Here is a 12,472-nt window from a genome sequence, read left to right on the forward strand (position 1 = left end):
CCGTAAGGTTAGCACCTTTGCGCGAATCGCGTGTAAAATTTGGGTTATTTTAATGTTAACAAGCGTCAAACACCGGCTGGCTGCGGCTGGATGGTAAACGCCCTGGCGGGGTTCTCCACGGTAAGCATACGGATATCCGCCTCCGTAAAACCATGTTGTTTTAACAGCGGCACGAACGCAGTAAGCAGGTAATTATAATTCCTGAATTGACCACCGCCGGGTTGCCCTACATTATACCAACCAGCATCGTGGGAGATAAGCGTTTGTTGTAAAAAGCCGTGCTGTTTGAGCCGGGTTAAGCGGGTAATATAATCCTGCGCATTTTCTTTACTAAGGCCATCCAGCGATACCCAGGCCCCGGCGCCGGCCAGCTGGTCATGTATGGCCAGGTCCTTTTCATTCTGGGCATGTATCCAGATCCAGGCGCTAAGCGGCACCTTCATTTCTTTTAGTATGGCCGCCTCTTCCTGTGCAGCGGCGCCATCGCCGGTATGGATGCCAATGGGCAGACCAGTTTGCCGCCAGGTAAGCGCAGCGGCAGTTACCAGCTTACGCTGTAAGGGGCTTAAGGGCCCCTTATCCATACCGCTTTTAATAAACCCCGGTTTAATACCGGTATCCCCTATCCCGTTCTTCCATTCTGCCACCCAGCGGCCGGCCAGTTGCTCCGGCGTTTCCTGCTGCACATAGGCGGGCAGGTATTTATGAGCGGCAGCGCCATATAAACCGGTATTGGTGATGAGATGCAAGCCGGCCGCCAGGGACAGCCTTTGTAACAGGCGGGGATTGCGGCCCAGGAAATTGGGTGTGCACTCTATAAGGCTACGGCAGCCCTTTTCCCGCAGGGATAAGAGGTGCGGTAGTATAATGCGGTAAGCTTCATGCTCATCATAGCGGTTGGGCGAGACCTTATCTGCCCCAATAAAATCCACCAGCACATGCTCATGCGGCAAGGTAACACCCAGCTCCGAAGGCCGTATGGGACCATTCACCGTCATGATGATACCCGCTGCCGGACTTGCAGCAGCAGCTTTGAGCCAGGCGGCTATGCTGAAAACGGCGGGGGCGTATGTAAGGAAATGCCTGCGGGAGATAACGTGGAGCATGATAAGCAGTTTAAGGAAGCGCTATAGCAATATAAGTAAAAACAGTAATTTTACCTGACTGGATGTTCTTTTAAACTGTATTGTAGTCAATTATATGAAAGTTTTAGTTACCGGAAGCACCGGCCACCTGGGCGAAGCGCTGGTGCGCACTTTACGCGAACTGCCTTATGAAGTGGTGAGCCTGGATATACTGCCCTCCCCTTTTACTACGCATACCGGTTCTATCGTGGACCGTCATTTTGTAAAACAATGCCTGCAAGGTGTAGAGGTAGTATTACATACCGCCACCCTGCACAAACCGCATGTGGGCACACACAGCTTACAGCAATTTGTGGATACCAATATCACCGGCACACTGAACCTGTTACAGGAATCGGTAGCCGCCGGCGTACATAGCTTTGTTTTTACCAGTACCACCAGCGTATTCGGAGATGCACTGGTACCACCCGCTGGCATGCCCGCGGCATGGATCACAGAGGAGGTAACGCCCGTTCCCAAGAACATTTACGGCGTTACCAAAGCCGCCGCAGAGGACCTCTGCGCACTGTTCTACCGGAATAACGGACTGGCCTGTACCGTACTGCGCACCTCCCGTTTCTTCCCCGAGGAAGACGATCATAAAGCCACGCGGGATGCGTACGCAGATGCGAACATGAAAGCCAATGAATACCTTTCCCGCCGCGTGGATGTGGAGGACGCCGTAAGCGCGCATATTGCCGCAATAGCACGTACCGGCGAAATAGGTTTTGGCAAGTATATTATCAGCGCTACCACACCGTTCTCCCAGGCAGACCTGGCGGAACTGCGGAGTAATGCGCCGGCTGTGCTGCAACGTTTAATACCGGAGTATGTGGATCTGTACCAGCAGAAAGGCTGGCATATGTTCCCCGGCCTGGACCGGGTATATGTGAATGAACGCGCACGCAAGGAGTTGGGCTGGCAGCCAAAGTATGATTTCAAGTACCTGATAGCGCGTTTACAGGCGGGAGAAACGGTGCAAAGCCCTTTAGCGAAGGTGATAGGCGCAAAAGGGTATCATGCGGAGACATTTACGGAAGGACCGTACCCGGTATAACGAGTTGTGAAACATCATCCTTTATTCACATACCTGATCATACCAAATGCCTCCGTAAACCCTGCCTGCCGATAAAACGGCTCCAGCGTTTCGCCCGTTATAAGCGATACCAGCGCCTTATCGGCGCCATGCGTATCCAGCCAGCCGGTAAGCGCCTTCATCATGGCTGTGCCTATGCCTTTCCGCTGCCAGTCCGGATGCACCATTACATCCTTTACATAATAATAGCTAAGATCATCCCCCATTAATAGAACACAGCCTATTACCATACCGCTTTCCGCATCTGCCGCTATCACGCCCGTTACAGCGGGCGCTATGCGCGCCCTGGCTGCTTCGTGCGTTAAGGCAGACCATCCTACCGCTACAGATAAACGTATATAATCTTCCGCAGCTGGCAATTGCATATGTACTTTTACAGCAGGCGGCCGCACCGCATCAGTGGCCCGCTTATCCTCCACCGGACCGGCAAAACACACATAGTAGCCATTATTATCCCGCACGGCATATTGATGCATGCCCCATGGCTGCTGTTCCAGCCGCGATACAATATTGGCGTTCCGCTGCTGGTGCAGGGCATACAACGCGTCAACATGCCGCACACGTATCCAAACGGAATACTCCTTTGGCAGGGGTGTAGTTCCGGTATACTGAAAGAACTGTACATGCGCGCCGTGCCAGGAAACAGCGCCTAATGTAGGGGGATCGTCCCAGGTCCACTTATTCGGGAAACCAAGCACTTCCTGCCAGTAACGGATGGTCTCCGCTACGTCTTTTACAGGAAAGCAGGGCTCTGCATGGGAAAAGACGGGCTCCTGATGTTCCATAACCGTTGTTTTGGGGGTGAAGGGATACCGATGATCACTAAATTACGCTGATATTCCATTAAGTGTAAAAAATACAGGGAAAATCGCCTATTTTACCCATAGACCATTACACATCGTTATGAAAGCACACTTGCCCGCTGTATTACTGCTCTGCGGATTATCTGCCCTCTTTTTAACCGCCGGCGCTCCCGCACATACCACTGAAGAACCCGGAAAAGCGGGAGAAAAACATTATCTCTACGTAGCTACGCCCGGCATACGCGACTACCTTGGATTTGGCGGCCATGGCCTGCTGGTGTTCGATATGGACAACAATCACCGTTTTGTGAAAAGGATCAGCACCAAAGGGCTACATCCCAACGGCAAACCATCCAACGTAAAAGGCATTGCCGTAAGCATTCCGCTCAACAGCATATATGTAAGCACACTGGAATCCTTACAGCGCATAGACCTTACTACGGAAAAAGTGGTATGGGAAAAATTCTATGAAGCCGGCTGCGACCGCATGTCCATCTCGCCGGATGGCCTTACCATGTACCTGCCTTCCCTTGAAAATAAATTCTGGAATGTGGTGGATTGTAAAACGGGCGATGTGATCAAGAAGATAGAGGTATACAGAAGAGCGCACAACACCATCTACGGTCCTTCGGGCAAACGGGTGTACCTGGATGATCTGGCCAGCCCCTGGCTCTATATTGCGGATCCGCAAACAAATAGTATCGTAAGCAAAGTGGGCGAATTTAACAACCACATACGCCCCTTTACCATCAACGGTAAAGAAACCCTGGTGTACGTAACGATAGACAGCCTGCTGGGCTTCGAAGTGGGCGATCTGAAAACCGGCGCTAAGCTGGCCCATGTGGAAGTAGAAGGCTGGGAAATGGGACCGGTAAGGCGGCACGGCAACCCAAGCCATGGTATTGGCCTTACGCCGGATGAAAAGGAGCTCTGGGTATGCGATGGCCATAATATGCGCATGCATATCTTCAAGGCCACGCCTCCTTACCAACAGCTTACCACCATTCCTTTACAGGATATGCCGGGATGGGTAACCTTCAGCCTGGACGGCAAATACGCCTACCCCTCCAGCGGAGAGGTAATTGATGTAAAGACCCGCAAGATACTCTTAACCTTAAAGGACGAGTTCAATAACAGTGTGGCCAGCGAAAAGATGGTGGAGGTTGAGTTCAGCGGTAATAAGGCCACCCGCGCCGGCGACCAGTTTGGCGTAGGGCGGGTGACGCAATAGCCGTTACGGTCAGGTAGATTTCTTGGCTTTACCTAAACCTATCTTAAAGTTATCCGGCGTGCCGGTAACTTTGATGTTCATAAAACGTACTTTCTTGTCCACGTCCCGGTATTCGATAGCGTCTACCTGGTCGGGGTCTACCTCTTCCTGCTTTCTGCCAAACAGCGCCCGGAAGCCTACGGACGTGACCATTTTCATGGGAATGCGCATGTAGTATTCCATCTGCAGGTTCAGCGACTGCTTACCGGATATTTCCATAAAGCCCAGGGAAGAGTTGATATTCATATTGGGGATGGTCAGCGCGCCGTCCTGGAAAGTAAGTTTGTTACGCAGGGTATCAAAACGTACCATGTTCAGGTTCTTATCCTTAAAATAAGACGACATGGCCTGTATGGGCGCAAAGTTTATCAGCACGCCATTACGGATATCTACATCCAGCTGCGCTTTGGAATGGTCTATCAGCGGCGTAAGGTCCGGATGCACCTGTACATAACTGCGGATGGTACCATTCAGCCGGCCTTTGATGTTTTTATTGATCACATAGTCCTGTCCAAAATAATCCAGCTTCAGCATCATTTTCTCGATGTTCATATCATCCACCTTAATACGGCTGGTGAGGTAGATCTTTTCAGGATTGCTGCCGTTAAAGTGACCTCTTGCGGCCAGTTTACCTTCTGCTATCTCCATCATCAGCGTGTCCAGGTACAGATGCTGATCTGCCTGCATGCGTACATTGCTGGACAATTTCTTGATCCAAAGGCGGTGGTATTTGATGGTAGCCACGTTAACAGTGGCTTTAAAATCAATAAAAGGTATCTGGAAGATGTTGAACGCATCCGCATGCGTGGAAGTCTTATTCACCGCCGCTGTGGCCACTGGTTTGGTGGGCATCTCTGATATGGAAGGCGCCGCGGCAGGATCATTGGAGGCAGTAAGCTTGTAGTTCGTCAGCTGATCCACATCCAGCAACCGGGAAGAGAAGAGCAGGAAATTCTCCTTCTTCCTTTTAACGGTATCCTTACCCGCGTACAGGCGCATATTGATATCAAAATCACTGCGGCCTACCTTACCCTTCAGCGTGTCTATCCGGATAAAATTATCGGCCCCTATTTTTACGTTACCACTGATGCTATCCAGTTTAAAGGCGTGTTTCTTTAACTCGCCGGAGATATTGGCGATCTTGATATTGGCAAAACGGAAAACAGAATCATAGCGCAGGTCTATCTTAGAGCGCAGCCAGATATTGGTAGCCACTTCTTCATGATAATCCCCGGGCACATATTTACGGCTCATACGGCCCAGCACATCATGCATGGCCAGGCGCTGGGATTTCAGGTCAAAGGCCACCTGGGTACGCCCTCTCATCACCTTATTGAACCACAGCGCGTAATTATTAACGCGGCCGCTGAACTTGATATCGCTGCTATCTATACGGCCGGCAAAATTGCGCAGCAATAAAGAGGTATCGCCGATGGTGAGCTCCGCGCCAAAATCATGGAAGGCATGCGGATAACGTTTAAAGGAGGCAAACAGCTTCTCTATCTTAAACTTGCCTTTGGGCAGCGGGTTGGGATGCAGCAGCTCATTCACAGATGTTTCCAGCGACATACCGATGTTAAACCCATAGATCTCTTCCCTGCCCTTCCGGCGTTTGGCAGTATCCGTGGGGGATTTAGCCAGGTCCCGCTTCGCGCTGTCTGATCTTGCCATCAGTTCCTTTAGCACTATCTTGTTACTGTGGGCATTAAAGGTTACCAGCACAGATTTGTCCTGTGCATGGAAGAGCGCGGGCAGATCGCTCAGCGAGCCTTCCATATGAAAATCTGAACTGCCTACGGTAAAGGCCAGGGAATCCAGTTTTACAAAACCACCTTTCATATCTGCATGCAGGTTCAGATGCTCCACATTATACGGGTAGTTGGGTATACGGAACGTAAGATTGCTTACAGTCAGCTCACTTTGTATGCCTTGCGTTAGTTTGTTCATGGATTGCTCCGGCACGCTGATATCCACCAGTTCCTTAAAGTTCATCTTAAGGCGGATACGGCCGGTGAGGCGCTGCAAGTCCTTAATGCCCAGGAAATCGCCCAGGAACTCCAGTTCCAGGTCAGAGTCCACCTGCATCAATATCTTAGGATCAGAAAAATCACGCATGACAAAACTGCCGCGGAAAACGCCTTTACCAGGCCTTGCATTCATATTCAACAGGCGCAGCTCCGAGGTTTTCAGCGAGTGCTGCGCGCCATTGGTGTAAAAACCTGTAAAGGCCAGGGAATCCAGTTTTTTATCGGAGTCTGTATTATGCAACCAGGCGTCAGCAATGGAAAAGGATAGTTCTATCAGCGGTTGTTGCCCGCCTTCCAGTTTACCTTTTACCTTACCATCAAAGGACAGGTGACCGTCATATTTGAAATGTTTAAGCTCTTTGGCCACATCTTCCGGGGCAAAGGAAAACAGTTGCTTAAAGTCCGGCTTATCCCCTTTTATGTGGAAATCAATATCATTACCATGCAGCAGGTCTGCCGTGCCGGTGATATCGAACAGGGCTTCTTCCAGCTTCACTTTACCCTTGCCCAGTTTTACCAGTTTTAATGGTTTGTTGTAGGAGACCTGTATATTGGTTTCCACGTGTTTATGACGGAACAGGGAGGTATCTTTCGGGCTGGTATAGTCCACCACCATTTTACCGTCCAGGTCTGCGTTGATCAGCACACTGTCTATACGCACAGCGGCCTTTATCTTTTCTATATGCGTAGCGATACGTTGCCCGCTCTGCTGATCCAGGTACGTGACCCGCATCTCTTTCAGGATCACCTTTTTAATATCGAGGTCCAGTTCGGTGGAAGTAGTATCTATGCTGGTGGAGGTATCCGGCTTCATTTCGCTGGCCTGCACAATGTTCAGATTGCCCTGGTTGTCCTGTACCAGGTCCAGATGGCCATTCTTGAGGACAATAGCCTTTACGCGGTATTGCTGTTTCAATATATCCGGCAGGCTAAAACCCACGTACATACGTTCCGCCTCATAGATAGGACGGCTTGTTTTTGCTTTACTGGCATAGAACTGTACATTCTTAAGCCCGATGGAGATATAAGGGAAATTCTGTACAAGGGAAATATCGCTGCCGCCTAAAGCCAGTTCTCCGCGTAGTTGTTTGTTAAGCTCTTTTACGGCCATCTTCACAAGCCGTTGTTGCTGGGTGAACAGGATAGCAGCAGCAATGCCCACCAGTAACAACAGGGCAATAATAGGTATCAGTATAAAACGAAGTATCCGTTTGCGTGTTTTACGTTCCATATAATTGATCGGCCAGCAGGTATTTTCGGGCCCAAAGATACAGTACTGCTAAATAATGAGCCTGTTAAAATGGGCCCAACCTTTAACGTATTGGTAACCAGATATATTTTATGGACCGTAACGGAATTCCCCCTTTATTTAGCCTTATTTATCAAGTTTATTGCCGTAAAATATAAGGACGTATCAGCACTTTGATACGTCCTTTTTATCAGATCCCTTTTACTTCTCCCCCATCTATGCGCAATGCGTTGCCGGTCATCCAGCGGGCGGGTGGCGACACCAGGAATGCGATCAGTTCCGCCACATCTTCCGGTTCCCCATAACGGCTTATATGGGCTTCCTCCAGGAATTTCCCGGCTGCTGCTTCCATAGAAACGCCATTTGCCTGCGACCATTTGGTGAGGAAGGATTTGCGGCGCCCGGTCATAACGGGACCGGGAGAAACGCTGTTCACCTGTACGCCATCCTTGATGCCCTGGTCAGCAAAGGCCTTGGCCAGTGCGATAATAGCGGCATTAATAGTGGCTACTGCCGCAAAAGTAGGTTTGGGCGTAAAGGCGCTGGTACCGGAAATAAATACCACTGCGCCCTTGGCCGCTTTCAGGGCCTCCCAGGCTTTGATGGCCAGGCGGCGTGCGCCATGCAACTTCAGTTCCGCGCCATCATTCCATTGTTCATCCGTCATTTCAAAAAGGTCGATCTGCGGCACGGCGCCGGCTACATTCACCAGGGCGTCTATCCTGCCAAACTGCGCCAGTGTTGCCTGCACTATCTGCTCTGCCGCCTGCGGCAGGCGCAGATCTGCGGCTATTGTTAAGGTTTGCTTACCCTGCGCTTTTATGGCAGCAGCCGTTTCCTGCAGGCCATCCTCATCACGGGCTACCAATACTATTGCGCCAAATGTTCCGGCTAACTTAAGCGCCGTAGCCTTGCCAATACCCTGGCTGGCGCCCGTTACAATTACAACTGAAGTTTCCATGGTTTGTTTTTGTTGATGTAATAAATATTTAATAGCCGGGTTTACCCGGTATTTCCGGTCTTAAGTACAGCCCCAGGCAACAGCAGATCAGCCCCAGACCCAGGTAGGGGAACCAAAAAGAAACGACCATCGCCAGGAAGAACAGCGAGATGGTAAAAAAGGACCGGATATGCAGCAGCTTCCTGGTACGGACAGCTGCTGCCGTTGGCCTCCTGACGCCCAGGCATTCCCATGCCAGCACCAGGTAGGTGACGTTCACCAGCATGAACACGCCTGCATACAAGGCTACCGGTACCGCCGCCAGTTTGCTCTCCGCTATCCAAACCGTTAAAATGGGGATCAGGGACACGCTGAACAGGTGCGCAAAATTGCCCCATATTAAGCGGAAAGAAGCCCCCTTGGCGTACTTTAACAGGTAGTGGTGGTTTACCCAAACGATGGCGATAAAGAGATAGCTTACGGCATAACTGATCCAGGTAGGCCACAGGTGGAACAATGCCCCGAATGTGGGCTCCTCCGGCTTTTTTAATTCCAGCACCATAATGGTGATCACAATGGCAAACACGCCGTCTGAAAATGCGTTTACGCGTTCCGGCGCAGACTCTTCTGGTCCGTGCATTTTTTTGTCCGTCGTCATAACTGCTCGTTTTTAAAGGTGATCTTATACCGCCAGCCATATGGCGTCCATAAACCATTTCCGGTGATCAAAGAACTGGCCGGCCGGTTTAAAGGAGGCGTCAGCGGCTAATTGGTCCATTTGCGATACCGTATACTTTTGGGAGATCTCCATAAAAATGTGCTCATCTTTGGCAAAACGGATGATCTCTTGCCCATTGATCTCCACTTCCTGGTCTGTACGGCTTACCAGGTAGCTTTTACAGCTGCCTGTTTCCGGGTCGTAGGTAGGATAATGCTCAAACGCGCTCAGGTCAAAATTGGCGTGCAGCTCCCGGTTAATGCGCCTTAACAGGTTCAGGTTAAATTTCCGGGTAATGCCCTCCCGGTCGTTATAGGCCGCCAGTATCGTCTTTGGATGTTTCTTCAGGTCTATACCTATCAGTGCCATATCCCCCGGCTGTAAATGCTCCCGCAGCTCCTGGCAGAACAGGGCCGTATCATGCACCGTCATATTCCCCAGGGTAGAGCCCAGGAACAAGACTACTTTGCGGTTATTGGAAAGCCGGGCCGCCTGCCGTAGCATATCAAAATATTCCCCGTTCAGGCCAGTCATGCGTAAACCCGGTAATGTTGCGGGCAGCGTTTCTTCCAGCTGGGAGATCACATTCCGGGAAATATCTATCGGCATATACGTAAAGTCAGCGCCTTGTTGCAGCAGGTGTTGTAACAGAAAGCCGGATTTTGTAGCATCGCCCGCGCCCAGCTCAATCAGATCAAAACTACCTCCGGGATGCGCAAGCGCACTCGCCAGCGCCGCCGTTTGCCGCATAAAGATCTCCAGCTCGCAGGCAAACGGATAATAATCCTCACATTCCATGATATCCTGGAACAGCTTATCCCCCGCGGCGTCATAGAAATATTTGGATTGCAGGTATTTAGATGTTGCGCGTAAACCGGTGATCACATCCCGGTAAAATTTTGTGTTGATCTGGGTGGTTGCGCACACTTCCGTTGGCGCTATTATCCTTTGTTGACTTTTCATGTTCAAAACCTGTTTTATATAAGGGTACTATTTTGCCAGCCGGATACCGGTAAACTGCCATCTCAGCTCAGGCTGAAAGAAGTTCCGGTAGCTGATCCGGCTATGACCGGGAGATGTTACTTCAGAAGCCCCTCTCAGTACCTGCTGACTTACCATAAATTTGCCGTTGTACTCTCCAGCGCACCGGGCGCTTTACTAAAGCCCGGATAAGGCAGGTAGGCGCTTTCTGTCCACTCCCACCGCTGGCCCCAGTGTAGCTGCGGGGCAGCTACTTCCCACTCCGCCTCCGTAGGCAACCGCATACCTCTCTCCCACCGTTTGATCATCTGTCATAAAAAAACATTTTCCTATTTAGACGGATAAACAGCACAACCCTGACAAAGCAGCCGCCTCCGGAGCCGCCGCCTTGCCACGGTTGTGCACTTGAACTGCTATTTATTCAGGTAATTTCTCCAGGAAGCTGCGGATGGCAGCGCCTATTTCGCGTACATGCGTTTCCAGGGCAAAATGACCTGTATCGAAGAAGGTGACGGTTGCATTCTTTATATCCCGTTTAAAGGCCTCTGCGCCGGCAGGCAGGAAAAACGGATCTTTATTGCCCCATGCGGCCAGGAAAGCAGGTTGCTTATCCCTGAAATAAGCCTGGAAAGTGGGATACAGGGCCACGTTAGAGGCATAGTCCTTAAACAGGTCCAGCTGGATATCTACATTACCGGGCCTATCCAGGAAGTGTTGATCCAGCGTATAGGATTCCGGGGCCACCAGGCTGGTATCGCTTACCCCATGCTCATACTGCCAGCGGGTAGTTTCTTCGGTAGCCATCATCTTTAATGCATTACGGTTCTCTGCGGATGGGTCGTTCCAGTATTTCTGGATGGGATTCCAGCCATCGCTCAGGCCTTCCACATAGGCATTACCATTCTGTGATATGATGCCGGTGATCTTTTCCGGGTTGGCAACAGCCAGGCGAAAACCTACCGGAGCGCCATAGTCAAATACATAAATGGCGAAACGTTTCAGGCCCAGCTGATCGATAAAACCCTGCATAATGCCGGCCAGGTTATCAAAAGTATATTTAAATGTTTCGTAAGCCGGTGCATCCGAATAACCAAATCCCGGAAGGTCCGGTGCGATCACATGATACTGGTCATTTAACAACGGTATCAGGTTCCTGAACATGTGTGATGAGGTGGGATAACCATGCAGTAACAACACGACGGGAGCGCCTGCCGGCCCTGATTCGCGATAAAAGATCTTTACGCCGTTTACCTTAATGTCACGGTAGTTTACAGATTGCGCGTTCATAATTTTTTGCTTTTTTAATGATCAATAATTGAACTCTCGAAAACAGACAAGTTGGTTTAAGTAAGTAGCAAAAAGAAATCAGCGGCCGTTTACGAATTTCCGGATTTTTTCTGCTATTTCAGTATGGTATTCTTCCAACGCCAGATGGCTGGTATTAAAGGCATGGAGCTCAGCGCCGGGCACATCCTTTTTGATGGCTTCCGCGGCAGATAGGGGAAAGAAAACATCATTTTTGCCCCATACCAGTAATATGCGCGGTTGCTGGGTTTTCAGAAATTGCTGCCAGGCAGGATATTCCGCCAGGTTGCTGCCGTAATTGTACAGCAGGTCCAGCTGTATTTCCTGCTGTCCGGGACGGTTCAGGTAGTAAAAAGAATTGTTATAGCCGTCTGGATTGATCCTGGAGGCATCCTCTGCCCCGCTGAGGTAAAATAGCTTGATACCATCCAGTGTAGTTAATAAGGGGCGTACCAGTTGCTCTGTTTCTTCGTTGCGGTTCTTCAGGTACGGCTCTGCCGCCTGCATGGCTGGCCCTAATCCTTCAAAATAGGCGTTGGAGTTCTGGAGGATCAACGAGGCAAACAGCGCTGGCTGGCGCACCGCAATCCTGAAGCCCACTGGCCCCCCGTATCCGATGGCGTACAGATGCGGCTTTACAAGACCCAGCTGGCTGATGAATTTCTCTATTGTTACTGACAGGTTATGAAAAGTATACTCATATTCCTGCCGGCTGGGAATATCGCTGTTGCCAAAGCCGGGGAAGTCCGGCGCTACGAGATAAAAATCGTCTTTCAGGTCATTCATGAGTTCCTGGAAGGCGCTGGAAGAAGAGGGTACGCCGTTTAGGAGAATGAGGTGCGGCTTGGTCCGGTCTCCTGTCTCCCGGTAAAAAATGTTGATCCCATCAACATGCTGCTGCTTGTAATGCATGGTTTGTTTTTTCATTGTTGCAGATATTATATAGTGGTGCTTACTCC

The 12,472-nt window shown here is 50.4% G+C and carries 12 protein-coding genes; 2 read left to right on the forward strand and 10 right to left on the reverse strand.

All coding sequences use genetic code 11. The features are described 5' to 3' along the window. Positions 1 to 65: 65 nt before the first annotated feature. Positions 66 to 1,106 (reverse strand): phosphotriesterase family protein, encoded by a 1,041-nt coding sequence (locus F0L74_RS12235; RefSeq protein WP_149838148.1) that lies wholly within the window; start codon positions 1,104 to 1,106, stop codon positions 66 to 68. A 94-nt stretch (positions 1,107 to 1,200) separates the two neighbouring features. Between F0L74_RS12235 and F0L74_RS12240 the strand changes: the two genes are divergently transcribed. Continuing rightward, positions 1,201 to 2,181 carry an NAD-dependent epimerase/dehydratase family protein gene (locus F0L74_RS12240; protein WP_149838149.1) on the forward strand — a complete coding sequence of 327 codons (981 nt, stop codon included), beginning with the start codon at positions 1,201 to 1,203 and terminating at the stop codon, positions 2,179 to 2,181. Positions 2,182 to 2,195: 14 nt separating this feature from the next. Here F0L74_RS12240 and F0L74_RS12245 read toward each other — a convergent pair whose 3' ends face one another. Next, positions 2,196 to 3,005, reverse strand: coding sequence for a GNAT family N-acetyltransferase (locus tag F0L74_RS12245; RefSeq protein ID WP_149838150.1), 810 nt, complete (start codon positions 3,003 to 3,005; stop codon positions 2,196 to 2,198). 118 nt (positions 3,006 to 3,123) lie between these two features. Between F0L74_RS12245 and F0L74_RS12250 the strand changes: the two genes are divergently transcribed. Next, on the forward strand, positions 3,124 to 4,254 hold the full coding sequence (locus F0L74_RS12250; RefSeq protein WP_149838151.1) for a YncE family protein: 1,131 nt from the start codon (positions 3,124 to 3,126) through the stop codon (positions 4,252 to 4,254). Positions 4,255 to 4,263: 9 nt separating this feature from the next. Here the strand turns inward: F0L74_RS12250 and F0L74_RS12255 are convergent, their stop codons facing one another. From F0L74_RS12255 to F0L74_RS12285, 8 genes are all read right to left on the reverse strand, one after another. Continuing rightward, complete coding sequence (locus tag F0L74_RS12255; protein ID WP_149838152.1) at positions 4,264 to 7,551, reverse strand: AsmA family protein; 3,288 nt, start codon at positions 7,549 to 7,551, stop codon at positions 4,264 to 4,266. A gap of 208 nt (positions 7,552 to 7,759) precedes the next feature. Further along, a complete protein-coding gene (locus tag F0L74_RS12260) occupies positions 7,760 to 8,530 on the reverse strand; it encodes an SDR family oxidoreductase (protein ID WP_149838153.1) in 771 nt (256 codons plus the stop codon). Between the two features lie 28 nt (positions 8,531 to 8,558). After that, the gene (locus F0L74_RS12265; protein WP_213086949.1) at positions 8,559 to 9,167 is read right to left on the reverse strand and encodes a TMEM175 family protein; all 609 of its coding nucleotides are present in this window, start codon (positions 9,165 to 9,167) and stop codon (positions 8,559 to 8,561) included. Between the two features lie 24 nt (positions 9,168 to 9,191). Then, on the reverse strand, positions 9,192 to 10,190 hold the full coding sequence (locus tag F0L74_RS12270) for an L-histidine N(alpha)-methyltransferase (protein ID WP_149838154.1): 999 nt from the start codon (positions 10,188 to 10,190) through the stop codon (positions 9,192 to 9,194). 27 nt (positions 10,191 to 10,217) lie between these two features. After that, the gene (locus tag F0L74_RS34020; protein WP_262714233.1) at positions 10,218 to 10,346 is read right to left on the reverse strand and encodes a hypothetical protein; all 129 of its coding nucleotides are present in this window, start codon (positions 10,344 to 10,346) and stop codon (positions 10,218 to 10,220) included. Beyond that, the gene (locus F0L74_RS33885; RefSeq protein ID WP_246197688.1) at positions 10,340 to 10,516 is read right to left on the reverse strand and encodes an SUMF1/EgtB/PvdO family nonheme iron enzyme; all 177 of its coding nucleotides are present in this window, start codon (positions 10,514 to 10,516) and stop codon (positions 10,340 to 10,342) included. The genes F0L74_RS34020 and F0L74_RS33885 overlap by 7 nt, the downstream gene beginning before the upstream one ends. Positions 10,517 to 10,625: 109 nt before the next feature. Further along, the gene (locus F0L74_RS12280) at positions 10,626 to 11,495 is read right to left on the reverse strand and encodes an alpha/beta fold hydrolase (protein WP_149838155.1); all 870 of its coding nucleotides are present in this window, start codon (positions 11,493 to 11,495) and stop codon (positions 10,626 to 10,628) included. Positions 11,496 to 11,573: 78 nt separating this feature from the next. Continuing rightward, positions 11,574 to 12,440 carry an alpha/beta fold hydrolase gene (locus tag F0L74_RS12285; protein ID WP_149838156.1) on the reverse strand — a complete coding sequence of 289 codons (867 nt, stop codon included), beginning with the start codon at positions 12,438 to 12,440 and terminating at the stop codon, positions 11,574 to 11,576. Positions 12,441 to 12,472 lie beyond the last annotated feature (32 nt).

Source organism: Chitinophaga agrisoli (assembly GCF_008386695.1).
GTDB classification, from domain to species: Bacteria; Bacteroidota; Bacteroidia; order Chitinophagales; family Chitinophagaceae; genus Chitinophaga; species Chitinophaga agrisoli.

Excerpts from the sequence above, each read along its gene's own strand:
- F0L74_RS12235 (WP_149838148.1), bottom strand. The coding sequence starts at position 1,106 with ATGCTCCACGTTATCTCCCGCAGGCATTTCCTTACATACGCCCCCGCC.
- F0L74_RS12240 (WP_149838149.1), top strand. The coding sequence starts at position 1,201 with ATGAAAGTTTTAGTTACCGGAAGCACCGGCCACCTGGGCGAAGCGCTG.
- F0L74_RS12245 (WP_149838150.1), bottom strand. The coding sequence starts at position 3,005 with ATGGAACATCAGGAGCCCGTCTTTTCCCATGCAGAGCCCTGCTTTCCT.
- F0L74_RS12250 (WP_149838151.1), top strand. The coding sequence starts at position 3,124 with ATGAAAGCACACTTGCCCGCTGTATTACTGCTCTGCGGATTATCTGCC.
- F0L74_RS12255 (WP_149838152.1), bottom strand. The coding sequence starts at position 7,551 with ATGGAACGTAAAACACGCAAACGGATACTTCGTTTTATACTGATACCT.
- F0L74_RS12260 (WP_149838153.1), bottom strand. The coding sequence starts at position 8,530 with ATGGAAACTTCAGTTGTAATTGTAACGGGCGCCAGCCAGGGTATTGGC.
- F0L74_RS12265 (WP_213086949.1), bottom strand. The coding sequence starts at position 9,167 with ATGACGACGGACAAAAAAATGCACGGACCAGAAGAGTCTGCGCCGGAA.
- F0L74_RS12270 (WP_149838154.1), bottom strand. The coding sequence starts at position 10,190 with ATGAAAAGTCAACAAAGGATAATAGCGCCAACGGAAGTGTGCGCAACC.
- F0L74_RS34020 (WP_262714233.1), bottom strand. The coding sequence starts at position 10,346 with ATGGTAAGTCAGCAGGTACTGAGAGGGGCTTCTGAAGTAACATCTCCC.
- F0L74_RS33885 (WP_246197688.1), bottom strand. The coding sequence starts at position 10,516 with ATGATCAAACGGTGGGAGAGAGGTATGCGGTTGCCTACGGAGGCGGAG.
- F0L74_RS12280 (WP_149838155.1), bottom strand. The coding sequence starts at position 11,495 with ATGAACGCGCAATCTGTAAACTACCGTGACATTAAGGTAAACGGCGTA.
- F0L74_RS12285 (WP_149838156.1), bottom strand. The coding sequence starts at position 12,440 with ATGAAAAAACAAACCATGCATTACAAGCAGCAGCATGTTGATGGGATC.